General features: G+C 44.5%; 24 protein-coding genes and 1 pseudogene. 7 read left to right on the top strand and 18 right to left on the bottom strand.

Going from position 1 to position 21,304, the window contains the following annotated elements; translation table 11 throughout:
- Nucleotides 1-148: 148 nt before the first annotated feature.
- A complete protein-coding gene (locus IPL83_05240; protein MBK9038559.1) occupies nt 149-1,465 on the top strand; it encodes a class I SAM-dependent methyltransferase in 1,317 nt (438 codons plus the stop codon).
- 943 nt (nt 1,466-2,408) lie between these two features.
- Here IPL83_05240 and IPL83_05235 read toward each other — a convergent pair.
- From IPL83_05235 to IPL83_05190, 10 genes and pseudogenes are all read right to left on the bottom strand, one after another.
- Nucleotides 2,409-3,053: a RimK family alpha-L-glutamate ligase gene (locus tag IPL83_05235; GenBank protein ID MBK9038558.1), complete on the bottom strand. Its 645-nt coding sequence runs from the start codon at nt 3,051-3,053 to the stop codon at nt 2,409-2,411.
- Between the two features lie 206 nt (nt 3,054-3,259).
- A pseudogene (locus IPL83_05230) lies at nt 3,260-3,742 on the bottom strand (ATP-dependent zinc protease).
- A gap of 75 nt (nt 3,743-3,817) precedes the next feature.
- A complete protein-coding gene (locus IPL83_05225) occupies nt 3,818-4,231 on the bottom strand; it encodes a hypothetical protein (protein ID MBK9038557.1) in 414 nt (137 codons plus the stop codon).
- Between the two features lie 13 nt (nt 4,232-4,244).
- Nucleotides 4,245-4,454: a hypothetical protein gene (locus tag IPL83_05220; protein ID MBK9038556.1), complete on the bottom strand. Its 210-nt coding sequence runs from the start codon at nt 4,452-4,454 to the stop codon at nt 4,245-4,247.
- A 179-nt stretch (nt 4,455-4,633) separates the two neighbouring features.
- The gene (locus IPL83_05215) at nt 4,634-4,927 is read right to left on the bottom strand and encodes a hypothetical protein (protein ID MBK9038555.1); all 294 of its coding nucleotides are present in this window, start codon (nt 4,925-4,927) and stop codon (nt 4,634-4,636) included.
- Nucleotides 4,928-5,086: 159 nt separating this feature from the next.
- Nucleotides 5,087-5,896 carry a protein phosphatase 2C domain-containing protein gene (locus IPL83_05210; GenBank protein ID MBK9038554.1) on the bottom strand — a complete coding sequence of 270 codons (810 nt, stop codon included), beginning with the start codon at nt 5,894-5,896 and terminating at the stop codon, nt 5,087-5,089.
- Nucleotides 5,887-6,609 carry a protein kinase gene (locus IPL83_05205; GenBank protein ID MBK9038553.1) on the bottom strand — a complete coding sequence of 241 codons (723 nt, stop codon included), beginning with the start codon at nt 6,607-6,609 and terminating at the stop codon, nt 5,887-5,889. The genes IPL83_05210 and IPL83_05205 overlap by 10 nt, the downstream gene beginning before the upstream one ends.
- 19 nt (nt 6,610-6,628) lie before the next feature.
- Nucleotides 6,629-7,015: a hypothetical protein gene (locus IPL83_05200; protein ID MBK9038552.1), complete on the bottom strand. Its 387-nt coding sequence runs from the start codon at nt 7,013-7,015 to the stop codon at nt 6,629-6,631.
- Nucleotides 7,016-7,075: 60 nt separating this feature from the next.
- Nucleotides 7,076-7,504 carry a CBS domain-containing protein gene (locus tag IPL83_05195; GenBank protein ID MBK9038551.1) on the bottom strand — a complete coding sequence of 143 codons (429 nt, stop codon included), beginning with the start codon at nt 7,502-7,504 and terminating at the stop codon, nt 7,076-7,078.
- A gap of 100 nt (nt 7,505-7,604) precedes the next feature.
- Nucleotides 7,605-8,093, bottom strand: a complete 489-nt coding sequence (locus IPL83_05190) for a YajQ family cyclic di-GMP-binding protein (protein MBK9038550.1) — start codon at nt 8,091-8,093, stop codon at nt 7,605-7,607.
- Between the two features lie 188 nt (nt 8,094-8,281).
- Here IPL83_05190 and IPL83_05185 point away from each other — a divergent pair, with 188 nt between their 5' ends.
- A complete protein-coding gene (locus IPL83_05185) occupies nt 8,282-9,172 on the top strand; it encodes an S-adenosyl-l-methionine hydroxide adenosyltransferase family protein (protein MBK9038549.1) in 891 nt (296 codons plus the stop codon).
- A 32-nt stretch (nt 9,173-9,204) separates the two neighbouring features.
- Here the strand turns inward: IPL83_05185 and IPL83_05180 are convergent, their stop codons facing one another.
- A complete protein-coding gene (locus IPL83_05180) occupies nt 9,205-9,831 on the bottom strand; it encodes a hypothetical protein (GenBank protein MBK9038548.1) in 627 nt (208 codons plus the stop codon).
- A 562-nt stretch (nt 9,832-10,393) separates the two neighbouring features.
- On the opposite strand from IPL83_05180, the gene IPL83_05175 reads away from it, so the two are divergent.
- The 3 genes from IPL83_05175 (at nt 10,394) to IPL83_05165 (ending at nt 12,615) form a co-directional block, all read left to right on the top strand.
- On the top strand, nt 10,394-11,302 hold the full coding sequence (locus IPL83_05175) for a carbonic anhydrase family protein (protein ID MBK9038547.1): 909 nt from the start codon (nt 10,394-10,396) through the stop codon (nt 11,300-11,302).
- Between the two features lie 210 nt (nt 11,303-11,512).
- Nucleotides 11,513-11,785 carry a DUF493 domain-containing protein gene (locus IPL83_05170; protein ID MBK9038546.1) on the top strand — a complete coding sequence of 91 codons (273 nt, stop codon included), beginning with the start codon at nt 11,513-11,515 and terminating at the stop codon, nt 11,783-11,785.
- Nucleotides 11,786-11,928: 143 nt separating this feature from the next.
- The gene (locus IPL83_05165; GenBank protein ID MBK9038545.1) at nt 11,929-12,615 is read left to right on the top strand and encodes a hypothetical protein; all 687 of its coding nucleotides are present in this window, start codon (nt 11,929-11,931) and stop codon (nt 12,613-12,615) included.
- Between the two features lie 18 nt (nt 12,616-12,633).
- On the opposite strand, the gene IPL83_05160 is transcribed toward IPL83_05165, so the two are convergent.
- The 6 genes from IPL83_05160 to IPL83_05135 all read right to left on the bottom strand — a co-directional run bounded on the left by IPL83_05160 (nt 12,634) and on the right by IPL83_05135 (nt 18,543).
- Nucleotides 12,634-13,899, bottom strand: a complete 1,266-nt coding sequence (locus tag IPL83_05160; protein MBK9038544.1) for a hypothetical protein — start codon at nt 13,897-13,899, stop codon at nt 12,634-12,636.
- Nucleotides 13,900-14,027: 128 nt separating this feature from the next.
- The gene (locus tag IPL83_05155; protein MBK9038543.1) at nt 14,028-14,768 is read right to left on the bottom strand and encodes a PilZ domain-containing protein; all 741 of its coding nucleotides are present in this window, start codon (nt 14,766-14,768) and stop codon (nt 14,028-14,030) included.
- 10 nt (nt 14,769-14,778) lie between these two features.
- Nucleotides 14,779-15,765, bottom strand: coding sequence for a hypothetical protein (locus IPL83_05150; GenBank protein ID MBK9038542.1), 987 nt, complete (start codon nt 15,763-15,765; stop codon nt 14,779-14,781).
- Nucleotides 15,743-16,639 (bottom strand): hypothetical protein, encoded by an 897-nt coding sequence (locus tag IPL83_05145; GenBank protein ID MBK9038541.1) that lies wholly within the window; start codon nt 16,637-16,639, stop codon nt 15,743-15,745. Before IPL83_05145 ends, IPL83_05150 begins: the two co-directional genes overlap by 23 nt.
- A 6-nt stretch (nt 16,640-16,645) precedes the next feature.
- Nucleotides 16,646-17,659: a hypothetical protein gene (locus IPL83_05140; GenBank protein MBK9038540.1), complete on the bottom strand. Its 1,014-nt coding sequence runs from the start codon at nt 17,657-17,659 to the stop codon at nt 16,646-16,648.
- A 212-nt stretch (nt 17,660-17,871) separates the two neighbouring features.
- Nucleotides 17,872-18,543, bottom strand: a complete 672-nt coding sequence (locus tag IPL83_05135) for a hypothetical protein (protein MBK9038539.1) — start codon at nt 18,541-18,543, stop codon at nt 17,872-17,874.
- A gap of 334 nt (nt 18,544-18,877) precedes the next feature.
- Between IPL83_05135 and IPL83_05130 the strand changes: the two genes are divergently transcribed.
- Both IPL83_05130 and IPL83_05125 read left to right on the top strand, forming a co-directional pair.
- A complete protein-coding gene (locus tag IPL83_05130; protein MBK9038538.1) occupies nt 18,878-19,243 on the top strand; it encodes a hypothetical protein in 366 nt (121 codons plus the stop codon).
- Between the two features lie 18 nt (nt 19,244-19,261).
- The gene (locus IPL83_05125; protein MBK9038537.1) at nt 19,262-19,801 is read left to right on the top strand and encodes a hypothetical protein; all 540 of its coding nucleotides are present in this window, start codon (nt 19,262-19,264) and stop codon (nt 19,799-19,801) included.
- 32 nt (nt 19,802-19,833) lie between these two features.
- Here the strand turns inward: IPL83_05125 and IPL83_05120 are convergent, their stop codons facing one another.
- A complete protein-coding gene (locus IPL83_05120) occupies nt 19,834-21,159 on the bottom strand; it encodes a hypothetical protein (protein MBK9038536.1) in 1,326 nt (441 codons plus the stop codon).
- Nucleotides 21,160-21,304: the final 145 nt, after the last annotated feature.

The raw sequence follows: 21,304 nt of genomic DNA, 5'->3' as shown, positions 1-21,304 counted from the left end.
TGCAGAGGGCTGAAAGTCTCGCCAAGAGGAGAATTTGGCATTTTCTGAAGAGGTAAGAGTCGATATTGAGACGCAGCAAGACTTTTCTTGATTGATGCCAGGCCCTTTCTCGACCTATCTTTACGGCCAATTCCGGGGGCAAAGGTCCATGATCAGGCACTGGCGCGAGATAAAAGAAATTCGGAGTCAGTCTTCAGGGCTTCACAGGACCTTTGATGATAAGCCCATCACCTGGGAGATATATGAGGGCGTCCTTGATTTTCTTATTGGATTTCTAAAGCCCAGAATGAAAACTTTGGAAACGGGTGCGGGCCTCAGCACTCTTGTCTTTGCTCGCTGCCAGACGAGGCACTTGGCAATAACTCCTGATTCAAATGAAGTTCAGCGCATTCTTGAGGCATGTCAGAAAAACAACTGGCCCACCGCGGAGCTTCATTTTGACCTTGGCAGATCCGAGACTGCTTTGCCTTTGATCAAGTCAGATCCAGAATTTGATTTGGTCCTCATTGATGGGGGCCATGGCTTTCCCACTCCGTTTATTGACTGGTTTTACTCAGCTGGACTCCTTAAAACTGGTGGATATCTCATCATTGACGATATTCAGCTGCCCGTCGTTTTTAGTCTCTACCAATTTCTTTGTTCTCACCCCCATTGGAGGATAACCAAAAACTACGTCTGGCAGTCGGCCGTATTTCAAAAAATTTCACCTCATGCAGGCCATTGCTTTGAGGACTGGTACACTCAAACTTGGTTGAAGAAACCTCAATTTCCGAGATGGTTTGCCATCTATCTATGGGCACCACTTACTGGAAATACAATCTGGCAATCTCAGCTTTTTAGATTTTTAAATAAAATGGCCATTTATTATTTTTTGCGACCGATCTTTCACCGTTTGCTCCGTCCATTTTATTTTCATGTCTTTCGCAAAGCACTCTTCTTGTCCAGGAGCTATTCTCTCAAAACACGATCTTATTTTATGAAAATTGCTTACTACCACGGAATTCGTAAATTCTATTTCCATGTTGTGTGTCCGCTTTATTGGCGCATGAGTCCCTTATATTGGTGGATGATTAGGCTTGTTCCGATCTATTTGGCCTCTTATTCTCGAAAATTGTATGCCTATTCTGTGACGCTTATTTGGACCTTGCAGATCCCCAACCTGCCCGGACTCTTAAGAATGTGGTTTTGGCAATGCGTGCCAATGTGGATCCGTCGTGAAAATATCAGAGGTTTATTCAGGAAATACTGTTCAAAACAATCAAATTCGAAACCGAATCCACTTCTTTCGAAAAAAATATCCTATGAGCAAGGTGGCAACGAAAACCATCAACCCAATCGCCGTGGGGTACCCGTAGGGCCAATTGAGCTCTGGCATGTTAAACTCGGAGGCCGAAGGGTTAAAGTTCATTCCGTAGCACCCGGCGATAAAACCAAGAGGAATAAAGATCGTGGATATAATTGTTAACACCTTCATGATCTCATTCATTTTCTGACTCAAAACAGAAAGATGAAGATTCATCAAATCTGCCGTTTCATCTCTTAGGGCATTCAAGGTTTCCAACTGCGTCAGCACATGATCCATGCAATCGGAAAAATAGACTCGAGTGTCCTTTCCTACAAACTCGTTTTGGCCCTCGAGAATATTTTTAAGAACATCTTTCATCGGCAAAATCCATTTTCGGCAATAAGACAATGACAATCGAGTGTCTCTGATTGTACTCGCAACGTCTTCTTCGGGCATCGTGTGACCAAAAACTTCAAGTTCCATCGTGTCTACCAAGTCACCAATTTGATCTATGGCCGGGAAAGAGCTATCTATCAGAGTGTCCACTATTGCGTAGATCAAATACTCCGAGGACTGACGACGAATCTGTCCGATTCCGTTCTGAATTCTGAATCGAACAGGATTAAGAAATGAACTATCAACGGGCGTCAGAGTCACCACCGTCCTGGAGTCAAAAAACAAACTCACCTGTTGAACCAGTAATTCTGACTTGTAGAGCAAATGCTTGCCGATCAAAAAACAATACTCCTCGTGGGTTTGAATCCTGATTCGTTGTGAAAAATCAAGGACGTCCTCCAATTCAAGGCGATGCAAATTCATGATATCGCCAAGCTCCTTCAGAACATCAACATTTCCCAGCCCTTGAATATCGATCCAGGTCACTCGCTTTGGTCCCACCTCTGCAAAGGCATCCTTGAGACTGATATTATCCTTTTCAATAACTTCTCCTTTGTTGTACGAAAGGAGCGAAATAAATGGAGCAGGCAAGGCGGTGTCCGTAACCAAAGTGCCGGGGGAGTTTCCGGGGGGACTCTAGTCGTTTCCACTTGGCCAATTCAGTGACTTTTTTGAGATATGAAAGAGAATCCACGCTGTTCATAAATCTCTACCTCGAGGCAGTTTGCTAATTTGAGTTTAATTTCACTTTTTTCTCGACGTATTGAATGACTTTGTCAGCAACATTAACACCACAAATTCTGTCAATACCGACAAAACTCGGCGATGGCGTCACACCAATCACGAGAGGCCCTCGCTTGGAACGCAAAAAGTCAACTCCTGCAACTCCTAAACCAACCACCTTTGCGGCCCTGAGCGCAGTTTCATTTTCCTCACGTGTGATCTCTACAGCCGAAATCAAATCAGACTGCCTGAGAGCAGTAGGAAATCCTCTCTCACCTGCTTGTCTTCGAAGGGAGGCCACAACCTTACCACCAACGACGAGGCATCGAATATCGGCCCCTTCAGCCTCAGGAATATATTCCTGAACAATAAAATAGGCATCCATCCGACGAAAAGCATCGATCACGCTCTCTGCGGCCTTAGCAGTTTGCGCAAAGATAACGCTTCCACCCTGGGGTGCAGAAAGCAGCTTAATGACAAGTGGAGCACCTCCAACCAACTCGATGAGTTCCTTTGTCATTTTTGTTGAGTGAGCAAAGCTGGAAGTGGGCAAGCCCACTCCCTTCCGAGAAAGCATCTGCAAGACCCGCAGCGTATCTCTCGCTCTTGTAACACCCAACGAGCCATTCACCGTATACGTGTTCATCATTTCAAATTGCCTTACAACTGCGGCTCCGTAAAAGTGATTGAAGCCCCAATTCTTGGAATAACCGCATGAAAATGATCAAGACGTTTCTCTTTAAATTGGATCATCGGTCGCATGGACGCGATATTCATGAAACAGCGAATAGGATCGATGACCTCGACATAGACAGAGGTTTTCTTTTTTCTTCTCTGTTTTTTCTTTTTCCCAATGAGAAAAGATCTTCCCGGATCCACTAAAAATAGATTTCTGATGGCTTGACGTCCGATCAACATCCGAAAACCCATAATATCGCGATTAATCAAAGACAATTCAATGGAGAGTTGACGGTCACCAAAGCCAACTTGGGCCAAGACGACCGGACGCTGAGTTTCGTGACCCACAGAACTACGTACCTTGCGCTTTTCCAACAAATCGGCCTCTACCCAAACTGCGCCTTCGCGGCTGCGCTGCAATGGATAAAGACGAAATCGAACCCGGCGCTTTCCTTTCCTTTTAAAAACCACGATGTCCTCAGCATGAATGGCCGATGTTTTTGCTCCCGTATCAATTTTCGCTTTGACTTTAGCAGACCCGAAATCTAATAACTCCACCCATTCACGCCACCCAAGAATAGGTTTCTGATCGCGTTCAGAATGCTCTGCCTTTTTGCTCTTTGAGTCTTCAGCTACGAAAATCGAATCCTTTATCACCATAGGACGATCTTAGAGTTTTCCACGCAGCCAATCAAACAAAACCAACAAATTGACAACAAAGATTCATCGATAAAATCATTCGGGATACGAAAGAGAATCAGAAGACGGTGACACTGAGTTGCTCTCAGACGACCGAGTTCCATACCTTGGATTTCCGGGTTTAACGAGATGGAACTGAACTTTTCCGTTACTTGAGCTAGAATTTCTATTGCCTCGTCCCAATCCTCCACCCTGATAGCCGCTTCCCCCAGAACGATCTCCCTTTCCCGTGCCAAATGGAGTTCCACCGAAATCGTCACTCTGGGTCACTCCCTCCCCACCAAAAGCCCCATCAGCAGGTGGCGGAGGAGGTTCCTCAAAAACGGGCTCAGCTTCATCGCTTGATATACCTAGATCAGGATCTTCCTGTGAGTAGCCAGGTGGAGAAAAACCCCAGGCCGTACAAACAAACAAAATGCCGATGAGGCAGTGTTTGATAAATTCGAGCAACAAAACCTCACTCTCATTTTTTGGATCGAGACGTCTCTGAGCTTGGCTTGGAACCACCCTTTTGGTCCGGCTTGGCCATCGTCTCCGACGGCTTGGCCTCTTGTACATTTGGAAGACCATCTGTGACGACGGAATCAACGACAACCTCAGCTTCATTCTTCTTTTCAAGACATGCAGGTATGAGGAGAATCAGACCAAAAAACAAGATCCGTTTCACATTCACAACAAACCCCTCTGGCAAATGACTAAGAGCAAGTGATCATCGAGCCATTTTTTTTAAATTTAACGAGACCAGTGTAGCAAGACTCTTCGCTTTTAGCCACTCCCTAAGTAAAAAACCGGGCCAGAGAGCCCGGTTTAATTTTCAACGGAGGCTTAGTCGCGATTGACAAAGCCAAACTATCAGCCTGCATCTTCACTGTGATGCTTCTTTTTTTCCTTTTTTGCCTTTTTTTCCTTCTTGTGTTTCTTTTCCTTCTTTTCTTTCTTTTCTTTCACTTCTTTCATTTTAGGCTTTTCTGGTTCGGAGGCCCCGCTGCCACCGCCTGGGGGCGCTGTTGCCGCACCACCATCTCCGGTAGGTGCTTCCGTCGTTTCTCCGGCATTCCAGTCTTCACCTCCGCCTTCCTGAGCCCAACCTAGAGACGCCACAGATACTGAAATCAGTGCTGCAATCATAAATTTTAAAAGTGTCACGAAGTCCTCCCCTTTCATGGGTTAAATTTGTTCTATTTGACGAACGAACACGTCTCGTTCGTTCGTCGATTGATTAACTGAAAGCAATTGTGGCATGCGAATAAACACCAGTCTCTGAATAAATGGGGAGCTTCGCTCAATGCGACATAAGTATTGTAGCTAGATGTCGCGGACCTTCAGCAAAATCATCGTTAAATCGTCGGGCTTTCCTTTTTCCTTTCCCATTTGCTCAGTAGCCTCCTGTTTTAACCTTCTGATCTTCTCCAAAATGGTCCCCCGCCCTACGATCTCACCTATTCGAGAATAAGCCAGATTGTCCGTAAGTCCATCTGAGGAAAGCAAGATGCTATCCCGTCGCGCCAATTCAAATTCCTGACTTACTTCTATCCGCAAGGGGCTAAGCCCTAGGGCATTTAAAACAATTCCCGAAGCTGCATGACCAACGACCTGATCTTCAGTCAGGAATCCACCCTCTAAGCCATAACCAACTGGAGACTGTTCGATATTCTTAAACTTTAGAGTTCCCATGCCGCCGATCAACATGGAACAAGAATCTCCCACATTAAAAAAACGCACGGTCTTACGAGTCAAAATCGCCATGGTTAAAGTTGTACCGGCCCCAATCCCAAGAGCTTGAATCTCAACGTGGGATTGGTTAATTGCATCCAAGATCACTTCTCTTATTGGCAATCGTTCCGACTGTGGAGACGCCTCGTAGATATTTAGCGTTTCATTTAGGATGGATATAGCTAGACGCGAGGCTAGCCCTCCACCCTTGTGGCCCCCCAGTCCGTCGGCAACTGCCACGCAGGAAAACTCCCCATTTTCAATGACAAAACAAGAGTCCTCATTTTCCAATTTGTTCACGGGGCACATGGTTGTAGAAATAACAGCTTCAAGCCAATCTTTTGAGAAAATTGCTATGTCGTCAAGATGCTGATTGTAAAATTGCCGACCTCTCAATTCCAATTCATTTTCTCCAGATAGAGCCTCAGTTCCCCTGCATTTCGAAACTTCTTTAAAATAAGTGAACGCTTCAATCCACAACAGATATCTTTAACTACCTCTGGCTGGCGGGGGTAAAATCGGCTCCCCCCTAAACAATCATAAAAAATGCGAATGAGATTGCAAACATCGTCACGAATATTTTCTGGGGAAGCAGAACCCCAACGAAACATATCGAATACCTTTAATTCAAAAGCCAATCCGTAACGCTGCACCATTATATTTTCATAGTGCAAATCGCCGTGATATTCCTTCAAGCGATGCACCTCTTCAAGCCCGCGAGCCAAGGCGTAGAGCAAATGGACAGCCTGAAAAGGACTCATTCTTTTTCCAGGAAAGGTTTCCAAAAAGCTATCTAGGGTCTTGCCCTCCACAAACTCTGAGATCAAATACGTAATTTCATGCCCCCGATAGTAAATACGCTCTTGAGTCAAATACTGAACAAGAACAGAACAAGTTCTGAGTTTATGAAGCTTTTTAGCATAAAATTTGGCGGTGCGATTGTTTTGATTGCGATGCGGAAAAAAGATCTTCGCGGCTCTTTCGATATTCGTAAAAAGCTCTTCGACTATATAGACTTCTCCCTCCCAGCCCTCTCCAACCTTGCGTATCACACGATATTTACGCGAAAGAATAAATCCCTCTGGAAAATCAAAGGTCTCGATGGATCGCGCCATCCTCCGAGCAGCCGGCATTTCAGCTGATCTTTTTGGCAACAGGGTATCTGTTTTGCTGCCACCAACGATTTACCCAGAGATAACGCGTTCCCGATGCAGCGGCCTTAACTCGACCCTCAATAAAGATCTCCTCACCGCAATTTTTTTCGATTCCTCTGCTGTGTTCTGTATTGATTATTTCAAAACGCCCTTCGTCTTGATTGATCAATGCCAGTTCGGAACCACGATCTTTAATCTGAATAACACCAGATATGACTCTAGACTCCTGATACCAACGCATATGACCCTCTTCTTTTGAGAAACGTGGAAGACTTTTTACCCAGGTTTCAAACTCGATACGAGCATACACCTGAGTATCTGTCCTGTCATGAGCTCCCAAGTCTCGTAAAGATTCGCCAGCCTCCATATTTCATTTCTTCCCACAAATTGGCCCTTGGTCCAGCTTGCGCTGTCACCTCAAATATCCTCAAGGAAGTTCCAACAGCTCCATCAAAACATCAACCCGCGAGACGATTCCAACAACTTTGTTGGTTGAATCCACAACTGGTAATCGTCGGAATTTTTTTTTGTAAAGAATTATAATAATGTCTCTCAAGGGAGTTTCCTCTCTCACTGACAAAACATCTTTATTATACTCCAAAGGATCGGCAACATCTCGGGTTGCCGCCTGCAAGAGAAGATCATAATCGGATACGATCCCGATCAGACTCCCTGATGCATCCACCACGGGAGCACCACTGATGCCATGAGTTTGGAGCATTTTGACTGCAAAGTAGATCTTTGTCCCAGAAACAATGCTAAGCACTCTCCGCGACATAAAGTCGCGCACCGGCTTTTCAGATATTTTCTTCCGATCTGCGACTGCGTGCAGACTATTGTAAGCTGATTTTACCATGTCCCATTGTGCGAGAAAATGAAGTCAAGCGCCAGATCCGGCTTCAGAATACCAGACGTCCGCAGAGCCAAAATCTTGCTTAAACTCGCCAACTTGATTTCTAAGAACGCATATTTTCGAATTGCAGCGGTATATCAAGTGACTTGTCTTTCTTCAGGAACTGCATGCATTCCTGCAAGGTATCAATACTTTTTGATGTTACCCGAACTTTCTCGTCTACAATTTGAGCCTGAACCTTTAGTTTTGAGTCCTTCAGGATCTTGGTAATTTTCTTTGCAGTTTCCTTCTCTATCCCCTGAACAAAAGTCACTTTCTGCTTCAACATCATGCCCCCGATCTTTTCAGGGTCACTAAACTTTAAGGCACGTAAATCAACTCCGCGACGATGAGCCTTGCTTTGCAAGACGTCCTTCATGGCTCCCAGTTTGTAATCATCTTCTGCCTCTAAACTGATTTCCTTCTTGTCCCAGGCCATCGTGGCCTTGGAATCCTTAAAATCGTAGCGAGACTTAATTTCCTTTTGAGCCTGATTGAACGCATTTTCAACTTCCTGAAGATTTATCTCGGATATCACATCAAATGACGGCACTTTGCTCCCCCTTCTGGCTGGTCTCACCCAGGCTTAAATTTCCTCCTTATTACCAAATACACTTCGTTACAATGTACTAAATCATTATGACGCCAACCAGAATTAGGAGCGAATTCTCAGTCCAAGCTTCCCTTGTGTTCGCCAAAGATCGCTGGTAGCAAATAGGGATCATTTTGGGAGTTTTTTCTATGAACTACCTGCTTTGCCTCAGTCTCCTTCTCTTCCTCTCCGTTTCTGCCTGGGGCAGAGGAGTTCTCGTTCTGCAAACTGACTTCGGGCTAAAAGATGGAGCCGTGAGCTCGACAAAGGGCGTTATTAACAGTGTTGATTCCACAGTTTTGGTTTCCGATCTCACGCACGAGATACCACCTTTTAACATCTGGGAAGCTTCGTACCGCCTCATGCAAACCGTCCCCTATTGGCGGCCATCCACCGTGTTTGTCAGCGTGGTCGACCCAGGAGTTGGCTCAGAAAGGCGCAATCTTGTCGCAAAACTGAAATCTGGCCACTTGGTCGTCACTCCAGACAATGGCACCTTGACTCATTTGATTGACCGGATCGGAATAGAATCCATTCGGATCATCGACGAAAAAAAGTATCGGATGAAGGGCTCTGAACACAGCAACACTTTTTTCGGCAGAGACTTGTACGCCAACGTCGGGGCCTTGCTCGCTTCGGGAAAAAAATCCTTCGCCGAGATCGGTCCAGAGCATAAAGCCTCTCCAATAATACTTGAGTTTTCAAAGGCAAAATTGGAGGAGGGTACGCTGATTGGAAACATTCCTGTAACTGACCCCCAGTACGGGAATCTTTGGACAAATATTTCTTTGGATATGACGAAAAGGCTACAAATGAAAGTGGGCGAACAATATCGAGTGCAGCTATTCAATCGTGATCAAATAGCTTACAACAGGATCATTCCCTATGTAAAAACCTTTACAGATGTCCCACGAGGAGAAGATCTCATCTATCTAAATAGTATGTTGGATCTGGCGATAGCGATCAATCAGGGTAATTTTGCGAAACTGAGAGGTGCTGAATCAGGTCCCAACTGGACCGTTAAGATTTCACGTCCATGATGCTCCAAAAAGCGCACCCATGGTATTTTCTCTCAGGCTCCGGGCAAGTCTTTTCGTCGTTCCCGGTTTTTTTCGGTGACCAATGTGCGGAACTCCTTCTCAAAGGATTTTTTAGCAAGGCTGATGTCCTTTCTAGCTAAAGATTCGGCCTGCTCCAAAATCTGCTGTTGCATCATGAGCTCTCCATCATTTTGAGACAAGGTCATCTTCAAACCATCAAGAACCCTTTGCATTTGATTTTTCTGCTCCTTGGATACCACTTTGGCTAGCTTCTTAAAAAATCGCGCTTGGTTAGAACTCTGAATGGCTTCATATAAGAGAGACGCATAAGCCTCGGCCAGTCGATTTTCCATATACACGGTAATTTCATCTGCCCTGTCATAGTCACTTACCGAGTCACCTTCTGTCTCATTGGCGACCTTTCGCAAGCTTTTAACATATTCCTTTGCTGACCTCGCTACGAATTTTGCTCCAACGAGTGCATTCCCCCCGTTCCTAGACTCCGCCGCTGCCTCGCTCGGACCCGCAAAAAAAACAGTGACGCAAACTCCAAGCACACACGAAATGATGCAATTTTGTCTCATTTTAATATTTCTTATCAATCGCTCCATACCTAAGGACTGAGCAAAGACAATGCCAAACCAATGACCAAAACCCATTTCAAATAATCGTGAATCCGATAGGATAGAACTCTTGAAGCGTCAATTTGAAGTGAAGCGTTTAGTTGTTTGACACCATATTGAGAGAGAGCCCGTACAACTTTAAGACACCCCTTCAAGACATGCCTTCAAGACATCCCGGTACGAGACATCTCCAGGGTCAATTCGACTCCAGTTGTTGCGGTACAGTCTTTGCTTATTTCAAGATGGGGACTCTTGGTTGGACAGGCTTTGGGGGGATAAAGTAAATGAAGCACTTTGTTCTGCGGGATTTCATCCCCATTCTGCGTTGTCAATTCTTCTTAACATTGATTTCCTTGCTTGCGTTCCACTTTTGCTCCGAGAACGGATTTGCAGAAAAAATGCTTGATCCACCGACGAGACAAATGAATTCCGTGCAATCCAAAAATCCAATCTTCTCTGATATCTTTTAGACATAAAAGGATCAAATCCAGACAAACGTCGGTGACAAAGCCATGATAAATAATAAATATATTATCTCTGGTCGAAGGATCAGAGTTTTATTAGAATGAGCCAGAATTACAAATTGAGGGGGCCTCCAATGAAACAGTCAATCAAAATTTCTATTTCTTTTTCCATTTGCTGCATTCTAAGCTGGTCTTTAGCAGGCTGCTCGACTCCAAATAAGGAATCTAGCAACTTGCCTGAAGAAAAAAAAATGAAAGCAAGTCATTCAGCCACGCAAGCAGACGGGCCAATAGCAAAAGCTGAGGAAACCCCAAGATCAAATTCCTCAGAAAAGGATTCTCATTCGCCAGCAGCCGAAACCAAGCAGGCTCACTGGACCTACAACGGACTTACGGGGCCGCAACTCTGGGGGGACCTCGACCCTGCATTTCAGCTCTGTAAAACAGGAGACAATCAATCGCCCATTGACCTTAAGTGGACAAAGCCTCAAGAAAAGCGTCCAATCGAGGTGAAATATCAACCCTCACAACTGAGAATAATAGACAACGGACACACTATCCAGGTGAACGCTGATCCTGGCAGCTTTATTCGTCTCAACGGAACTGAATACGAACTCATTCAACTTCACTTTCACTCAGAAAGCGAACATACCTTGAGCGGCAAACGCTACCCCATGGAAGTTCACTTTGTCCATCGCTCCAAGGACGGTCAGCACGCTGTCCTCGGCCGAATGATAAGCATCGGAAAAAAATCAGATCCCTTTATCGAAAAAATTTGGTCTCATTTGCCCAAAGAGAAGAATCAGGAGGTCATAGCTTCTGGTCAGACCGTCGATTTTTCCCTAGGCCTTCCAAAAACAAAAACCTATTACAATTATTCGGGATCACTGACCACCCCACCATGCACGGAAGGAGTTGACTGGAATTTCCTGAATACGCCGTTAACAATTTCAAAAGACCAGCTCTCCACATTCCGATCGATCTACGCAAACAACGCACGTCCTATCCAACAGAAAAACAATCGGAAGCCGGCCAACTACTAAGAAAATCTAGGAGTAAAATCCATGACAATCGAAGTGTGCCATGCCTAAGCTGAATCTAGAATCCGCGAACAGAGGTCAAGAATCCACTTGAACTGCCTTCGCGGATTCATTAAAAGATCTCTCATGGGTCATAGAATCTAGTGGCGCAAATTTTATACAGAAATCAGGACTGGAATTCCGAACTGAGCTAGCGTTTTAAGGTAGGATATCATGAGATCACGTTATCCCGGAGATCACGAAAAATTTAAGGCTATCTTGAACACAGAACACGAGTGGCCCTGCGAATACATGTTTAAATTTATTGTCCCTAGAGAGGCATTACCTCAGGTGGAGGCTCTTTTCCCTCAACATTCTATGACCTTTCGCGATTCGCGCAATGGCAACTACGTCAGCGCAACTGTTTTTTTTAAAGCTGACTGTGCTGATATAATTATTGCCATCTACGAACGGGCTGCTAAAATTAACGGCCTCATCGCCCTATAAGCCACTTTTGGTCACTTCCTTTGAAATCCTTTCCTCGCTTCTCGCCCTAGCCATCAATTAAACTGTAGTTCGTCTTGGCTACAAGATTGCTGTTCCTTTTGCCTGGAGACGTATTTCAAATGACGACCAGGGAGTATGAGTCTATGAGATTTTTTTCGTTTGTCTGGATGACAATAGCTATAATTGGCTGTTCCTACCAAGCCATGGGGAGTCCGGAAGAATCCCCCCTTGAGGTAGAAGCCTATTCAAATGAGAGTAAGGCTTCAGAGGAGAAGCTTAACGAAACCTCCTTAGAAGCTGAAGTTGAAGACCTTGAAGTCTTGGATGAAAAGGAAAGGGCCAAGCAGACAGCCAATCACATCCAGTCTGTAAAGAAAGAGACAAATGGCCTCCGCCGTAAAATTGGACAAATGGAATTCGAGAAAAAGCGCTTACAAAGCCAAATTGAACGCCAAGTAAAGACTTTTGATCGCAGTTCCAAGTTAGCCGAAAAAACGGAATTGGAACTACGTCAGAAGGAAAGAGAGAGAGACAAATTGAAATTGAGACTAGCTGCCGCGGTCGAAAAGCTAGCTATTGTGGAAAATCGTGTAAAAGAATCAAAAAGAAAACGCGATGACACGGGTCGCGAAATCAAAATGGAACAAAAGAGAGAACGCGTCCTGATTCAACGACGCAAAGAGGCAGATGCGCTTATCGCCAGATACAAACGCCAGAATCAAGAGAATAAATCACGACTTCGCCGATTGGGTAAATCGAATAGAAATCTTGAATCATCCATAAATCAGAAAGAAAATCAGGCCTCGCGTCTGAGGAACAGAACATCTTAGCGCCCTCAGCCACCACAATCAATCAGATGTGTGATTCGAAGATGGGTATCTAGGCGTGTAGTTCGGGTAAAATTTCTCGATCATCTTTCTCCTCAACCGACTAGAATTCCATCTGTAAACGGAGGTAAAATCATAGTCCTCTGACAATAGACTCTTCTTTTTCTCAAAAAGGAGTCTCAGACCCACACCATCCGTAGAATCGAAATAGAAGAATTGAGCGATATCAATATAGCGAGAGAGTTTCGAATTGAATTTGAAATTCATTCCCGGCGGTCCATTCCCTTTGAGGCCCTTCGAACGCCCAAGAAAGGTCCGAGCTTGATTTGATCCAAGAGGCATCCAAGAAACAAAAAGAGGGTCCCACTCAGGCAGATAGGCCAATTCATACGATACTGGAATGGCTTTTCCTTTTGGGCCGTAAACAAGATCCTCCCCATTTATCCACCAATCTCCACGGCCGTAAATGGTAGAGAATGAATCTGCAGGATTTACTTCCGACTTGTAGACCAGAGGATCCCTCCCCTGCGGACAGGGGTAAGGCACGTTTGATCGTTCAGCAAAGCAAATTTGCAAACCCTTCTCCTGATCCCATGCAATGTCCTCGCCCACCAAGTAAGTGCGATATTGATTTGGCTGTGCAAGCATGACAATCTGGGGCCGACCATCCCAACTGTTCACAAAAATATGAACTGCGCCATGAATATCGGGCTCGGCCCAATTTGTGGAATCCCCCAAGAGTGAAGCCAGGAATTCTTGAAACAAATTTAGCCTTGCTGGCAATCCCCGACGCGGAAACACATAATTGTATTTCAAAACATGAAAGCCAATTTCAAGACCTTCATCCAGAAGGATTGTTTCATAATAGCGATTTCCATATCCGACAGAGTCAATCCTCTCACATGATTTCTCTGAACAGGTTCGAACACTTCCTCTGTATTTCAAACTCACATGAGGAGATCGCTCTTGAAACTGGAGATCTGTTCGACTTACCTGACTCGTTAACACATTTCCAGCCACGTCAATCAGATCACACTGAGGCAAGTAGTCACCGTAGAAGTCAATCGGCGCAAGTCCCCTTGGACTCACGTAAATAGATGGCTTAAAAGCCTTTAACAGAGCCCTTGAGTCGGCATCCTGAACTTCGCCGAACATTCCATTCCACCAAAAATTAGCTGGGGTAGAAAGAGATGAGTAGTATTTAGTCTCTTCTTCGGACCACTCCTTTCGAAAACAAGACGTCGATGCCAACAAAGATAAAGTTAAAATCAGCGACGTCACGGTCATCAAGAAATCTCTTTCTCTCAAGAAAGTGTTGCAAACTCAATCAATTCAGAAAATCATCTCGATCAAATTCTTTAACTGGAAGATTTCTCCGTCTCGCTTTTCTCCGTCTCGCTTTTCTCCGTTCGCACCTACATACTTCTCAAACGGCTCCCAAACCGATTTGTCATTCGATAACACTTCATCACAATTTCATTTATTCTCGACTCTTCATGACTGCTCAACCTTTCGAACTCGATACCCAAACGGAGAGAGAATTCCTTTTGTTGATGAACCGAGAGAACCCGCCTGATGACACCGGCCACTTCAATGACCTTTCCTCCCTCTATGGAGAGGCTCATCTCGATTTGGCTATCAACCTGAAATGAATGATTATTGCGTGGTTCAATGGCTAACAAACACCCCCCCAAACTGATATTCACAACCTTCGCACTAAATAAACGCTTTGCTTGGTTGGATAACCTAAAAGAACAAGATGGTATGACATGAACTGGCACATCAACTCTGAAGTTCTTCCGTCTTTGAACTAAAAACAATTCGCCATTCATGCCCAAATATTTCTGCCCACTCTCATCTGTTTTCAAATTTGATTTCAATAGATATTTGTTCAAATTAAATATGAATTCTGCCTCAACAGACCCTGAATAAGAACCGATCTCTAGTGCGCCCTCCAAAATCAACATAAGTGAACCTTGCAAACAGCTGCACTTGACACGAATCACCTTATCGCCAGGAATCGCAATATCTATTTCGAGGCTCACCACTTCCTTCAGATTTTTCAATAGATCAGCTCTATCGGAGGCTGACAACTGAGTAAAAAAGCTTCTGTCGTTAGGATCACCGGACTTGGAATTCTGATCATCCTCTTTCATTCTGCGCTCCCTACAAGTTGACTTGTGACAAGCCAAGTACTTCCTGAAGTTTGGGTTTTACAAAAAATTCTCTTGTAGCGACCTTTGAGTTCGTCCTCATTTTCCCCACTCCAAAGACCTCAGCTTTGTATTGACCTGGTCTCAAGGGTTTCGTAAAAAGCCATTTACCAGTCTTGATGTCACTCTGCTCCTCAATTTTTGTCCACTCCACTCCGAGAATATCACGGCGAAAAATGCTGATATTGTAGGCAACCTCTCTAAGAGGCCTCCATTCGACACCAATCGGATCCTTTGGTTTTATGATTTCCAATTGAGGAGTTGGCAACTCTTTACCATACAAAGTAAAGCTTTCTGGCGGGCTCCTTCTCTGATACCGAACGCCCGCCTTGTGAATCGGGTAAATTTCCCAAAAATATCTGTTCTCGGCTAGGAGACTCAATGACACATTCACTTTCTTTGTCTTAAGAGTATGCACTTCATTTTTCGTTTCGGACCATATCCGAAAGATATATCCTTTTGCCTCAGAATATGGAGTCCAGGAAAACTCAACACGTTCCCGCTTTCCTTTGGCTTCAATGGCAATGTTGTTCACAGGAGAGATGAGTGCCACCTCCTGACTCTGAGCCACAAGTGTTAATGGTTCACTCCACTCTCCTTTATCATTCATACTGTCTATCGAACGAATCCGAAAGCGATAAGATCCTGGCACAAGGGAGACCTTAAAAGTTGATTCAATAGTTGAAAAATTGAGTACCTCTCCAGGGCTCTCCACTGGCTGAAACTCCAGCTCATAGCCCTTTGCATTTGGCAAACTTTCCCAACTTACCTCAATCTCAGTTTTCTCTATTTCGTTCAATTCAATGCTCTCTTGCGCACGAGCACCAGGCCGTCCAAGAAAAATGGGTAAGGCGACAATAAAAAAATTCAAGAGAATCGAGAGAATCAATATCTCCCCAGGCTTTCTGTTCTCCATTTTACTTTTTTTGCGCCCTTTCAAATTTGAGTTCCCCGTCCTCCATTCTTGCCAAGGGGAGTGGATGTCCCGTCGCTGATCGTCTAGCCATCCGAAGAGCAAAGAGAAGAGCCTCCCTAGGGCTAGCTCTTAGACCCTTCTCGCTAAGTGCATAATCATAAGCTCTGTTAAAATTGTCGGGAGAGCGAGGTCCATATTTGAGAACCCTCATCACAACTTCAATTGAATCTCGTACGGACAATCCATAGCTTTCTCCGACACGCAACTTCTCATAAAACTCTGTGAACGGCTTAAATATTCCTGTTGGAAAATAGGGAGATAGTCTGACCAAATCCAAGGCCATCAATCCGCAAATATTGGCCGGCAAGGCCATGTTGCTTTTATCTAAACAAAATTTAACCAGTGAAATGAAATCATCGCGCGCCCGGACATGATTCCCCTTCAGGTCTCTTGAAAATTCAAATGCAATTCTCAATGCAACGTCAAAATCATAATCAAAAAATTCCGAAAGATAAGAATGCTTGAGAATCTCAAAAAAATTTCTTTGAATATCCGAGCCCAACCGAGAAAACTCAATACTCATCTCAAGACTTTTGATTTGAGAGACTCCCATTTTGGTTAACAATCCATAAGTTTCCTCAAATCTAGCGGCGGCACCATCGCAGCCACGAGCGACATGATCAGCCACCCCTCTTGCAACCTCATCCTTCATTCCAGCCCCACCGTTCTTTCTCAGGAACTCAAAGCTAGAAATAAATTCTGTCGTTGAATCACATAGCTTGACGTCTTGACTGTCTGACTTTGCCGCCGACAAAGCATGTCCGTTCTGAGTTTGGCCAAAAGCGCAGCCAAGGCCAAGAAGCAAACATACACTAAACTTAAAAGTTCTTCGATTCACCCTCACTCAATACTCCACTGTCCAACTCAGCATTGGGTAAGCTTCCTTACCTCCGCCCGAGTCCCCCTGAATGCCCATCGATACCACTGGAGCAAAAATATTGCGTTTGTATTCAAGGTGCTTATTGTAGTTGTACACATACCAGTCATCAAAAATAATTGGCAAAAAACTCAACATCCCGGTCACAGCCGCGGTAACCCGCCCGCGATCAGTTAAAAACGACCCTGCATAGCCCGCAACGGCCATATTCGTAAAAACAGAGACATAGCTCAATACTTTGAATTGATGAGCTGTTTTCTCTAATGCCTCTTCAGAGAGCCTTTCGCGCATGAGGTCATTAGATCTGCCAGAACCAGAAATTCCTCGAATTCTCTTATATCCTTTTTGATATGGTTTCCGGCTTGCCAACAACATTGTCCCTAAAAACCAAGAAACACCCACTGTTTTTGCTGCCAGTGCTGCTGATTTCGCATCGTTCTTTTCTGTCTCATTCAAATCGTCCCTCAGAGACTGCGAAGCCGTCGACCCGAATCCCGCAGTCGCGAGGGCCGAGACATACATTGGCCAGTGAATATACCACCAGTTATCGCCTTCCTCTCCACTTTCCATCTTGAGACGCTGACTCGCGCGTGGCACGACCTGAAGTTCTGGATAGTCCAAAGATTTAAAAAGCTCATGGAGAGAACCCGGCTGCTCGTCATCATCCTCCTCCGGAAGTGGAGAAGGCTGCTGATCGGGTGATGATGCCTGATTCTGATTCGAATCCTTCATTCCCTGGCCATCTGATGGCTTTACTGGCCTCTTTTTCATCTCTCCCTTCCGTTTTGATACTTTCGGCACTTCAGATTTCACTGCCTCAGGTTTTTCGTTTTCAGATTGCGCTATCTCATCATCGCCGGAGTCAGCTGCCATTCCTGGCCACGAGTATCCAAAACCAAGTGCCATCACCAGGATGATTGAAATAGAGTTTGCCAAGATGAAGGTGCCTCCATCAGAAATCCAGTCCGATTTTATCTTCATATATTTGCTCTTTGTTTTAGTTTCAATTACCCATCAATAAATGACTTTTAATTACCTCTTATCACTCACACATTATAAATTAAAATCTATCGCACATGCACCTGGACATATTCCGGATTGAGACAATCGTCGGTGATAAATAATATCAGAACACACCAAAGACCAGACAATGGATCAGTGAGGCGTACCACTGATTCCATTTGCCTGAGGACCTAAAATCCTTGATCTGGAGCATTTTTTTCAAGCTGTTCCCAGAGGAGGTCCCAGGATCTGAGATTATTCACAAGACCCATTGTCTCCTTTGACCATTCCATGTAATCAGTAATCTTTAACAAGTAGCAGTCGGACTCTGGCGAGTTATGATTTGAACTGAAATTTGTTGACCAACACGAACCCTTGCTGTTTTCTGAAAAATAATTGAAAGCCTTATTCCAATTACGAATCATCCAATGACTGTATGGACCACCTGAGAATTCAGACAAATGCTCCGGAAAGGTATCGATTGCTATTTCCTTCCGAATGAAAGGCCCTTCTATCTCCTCATAGACATAGACGACGCCAAATTTTGGACCGATGAGTGTCATCGATCTCGCTGGATACTTAGCTTTAGGATAGCAATAGTGCTTCAAGATCGAAGCAGAGCTTTGAGTGTACAGACACGATTGAAGACTAAAATACCCAACCACCAAATCTCTGTCCACAAAGGAGAATGGCGCAGAGTTCAACTCAGTTAAAACATTTGAGATGAGTATTGCGGAAGGACTTTTTGCCAAACAGGGCAAATAGACACAAAGATTGAAAACGATCGCTGAGATGATAACCGCAAGGTGGCGCTTATTCTTCTTTGATTTGATTTTTTCGAAATTGATATTATGGTTTCTCATTGACACTCATCCTCCAAAAGCGGTTGAAGATTGGCCGTGCGTTCATGAATTTGATTTTTACAATTTATCCTACAGCAAATGAGGGAGCCCAAACACCTGGCCGAGACCACTTGTGAATGTCTCGGCTAGCAAGAGTAATTTAATAGGAAAATATTTCCCATACCATTGGACGAAATAATGTCCCAACTGCTGACCTTAGACCCATTTCAGTCCCATTTACTGGGTAAAAATGACCTAGGACTCAGCCTCAAATATATTTCGCGATTGGCTGGAATAAATTATAATAATCCACAAACTGTAATGTCTTACAAATTGAGAGATGACGGAGGTTAATATGGGCGGATCCACTATAAACACAAATTCTACTGAGCGAACGAAGTCCATTCAAAGCGCGATGAATATTTTGAATGAGGCTATCAAGGAGAGCCGCAATGATGTACGCGAAGTTCTTGAGCGAGACTATGAGCAGCTTCGACAGTCTCTTTCTGCGATAAAGCCAGAGGTAAAGGCTGCCCTCAAGGAAATCGGAGACGCCTCTATGGAACATCTTCAAGAAGCTCGGCGAAAAGTGGTACAAAAGAGTACGGACGCTGCACATTTTGTAGATGAATCAGCTCACCAGAAACCTTGGATCTTTATCGCAGGAGCTGCCGTTATTTTTGCCGTGATCGGATTTCTGTTTGGACGAAAATCAAAATAGAAAGAATTTGAGATGACAATGAGCAATGTTTTAAAGCTGATTGATCAGTTTTTCGATCTGGCAACAACCACGTTGATGGACGAAGGCAAAAGGTTTGTTCAGGCAAAGGCAGTGGCTGCTTGGATTAAGGCCCTCAAAGGCCTAAGAAAAATCGTCCTCGGGTATTTTGTAAGCCTGATAGCAGTGATTGTCCTGACAGCAGTCACTATGGTCCTCGCCCTGCACTCTCTTTTTCAAATGCAGACCTATGGCACTTTGAGTTTTGACATACCCGTTCTCACATGTATCGGATTATTGACATTTACTATCGCTATTGTCTTTATCCTTCTGCGTGAGTCAAGTTGGCTTAAGGCCTTTGGTGTCAATGATCAGATGAGAGAAATGGCAATGAAATCAGATATGGGGAAGTCTGTAATATCAGACACTGCCACTGAAGAGATTCAGCAACAGAAACTGAGAAAAATGCTTGAGGAAATCCTTGATGAGAGACTGGGACAACATATCGGTTTCCAGTCTCCTTCTTCTCAGGACAAAGGCCGTCCAGAAACTCCCAATTAGCATTTTGTTAAGTTGCGCTTTATATATTGGCGCTATTCAGGACGAACCGCTTTCACAGCCTTTTCATTCAAAATAGGCTGAAGTGCTTTTACTATCTGATCGGCGATCAATTCATGACCGAAAGGAGTCAGATGCCCCCAGGTTTTCCGGAATCGATCCGTGAATATTTCCTCGTAGGGGTGATTCCTGAGTGCTTCTAAAAAGTTGTAGCGATTCTCAACAAAAAAAAGTGATTTGTCTGGCAACATCTGAGGAATTTCACCTAAGCCCAGGTTCTGAAAAGGCTTTTTTATTTCGTCAATGTCAAGGGTTGGATATTGCATAGCTACCAACGCAATCCCCCGATCTCTGAGAATACTATATAGCTCCAAATAACTTGCAGCTCCTCCATAATTAGGATTTGAAATATTTAAATCACTGTCAACGAGCTTAATGTTCTTCAATTTTGCTATCTTCACCAATTCCTTTGGATAGTTCGGCAGCCAACACGCCACCAAATGCTCAAAAACCTGATCTTCAAGGTTAATTCCAAACTTCAAAATCTCAGAGGAAATTTCCCTGCAACGTCCACGATTCTCGCTGTTTTCCAAAGCAAGTAGGTACCAGTACTGAGCCAAGCTACTTTGAGGACATACTTCAAACGCTCTTCTAAAGTAGCCAACAACGTTCTCTGGTAGAATTTGTGATTTAGTCTCTCCCCAACAATATGCACCCACCGATGCCAAAATGGCAGACTGAGAACAGGGCGCACGAAGACTAGCTTCCTTTTCAACCCAATCAACGCCATTAAGTTTAATTTTATCTGCTACAACCGACCGAATGAAGTGAGGCTCCATATCACTGCTCCACCACCGACCAAAATTGGTCGCATCTTCTGGGATGACCTGAGGAAATTGACTTTCAAGGTATGCCCGCCATGACAACTGCAAACCTCTAGCGATGCGCAATCGGTAGAACCAGCCTCTCAAACCAGACTCGTGGATATACTGCGAATATCGATGATCGTTAGTTCCCATCATCGCAATGACCAGATGAGGCCGGTATGTCAGCAATTGCTTCTCTAAGCGGCTCAACAAAATAGAACTTGTGATTCCACCGGTTGCGAGGTTAAAAACACTGACATCATAACCTTCAGATTGAAGCTTATTCTGAAGTTGGCGGGGCCAGGCACCAGGACGAGCCGACGCAAAATGATCGGCTGTGGTGGACTCCCCTAGAGCCAAGATGCGAATCTTGGCATTGAGATTGGCCTCCCCATTTAAATCCTGAGTTGGCAAAAAAATAATCCAACCCGTCAGGCGCATAGCGATCTCTAAGGCCAAACCAACAACAATAACCCAAAAAAGAATTCGACCCAACCACGAGCTCACGAGGATTAAGGCTATGGTACTTTTGGCGAAGATCCAAGCAGAATAGTCAGGGACGCACCTTGATTTTGTTGATGTCACAATGTATGACCCTCTGTGACGCAAGCTGAGCCGATAGGCTGACGCTTGAGGGTTG

The sequence above is a fragment of the Bdellovibrionales bacterium genome, from assembly GCA_016716765.1.
Taxonomy (GTDB): Bacteria; Bdellovibrionota; Bdellovibrionia; order Bdellovibrionales; family UBA1609; genus JADJVA01.
The sequence above is the reverse complement of the archived record's forward strand: the minus strand, read 5'-3'. Positions and strand labels throughout refer to the sequence as shown.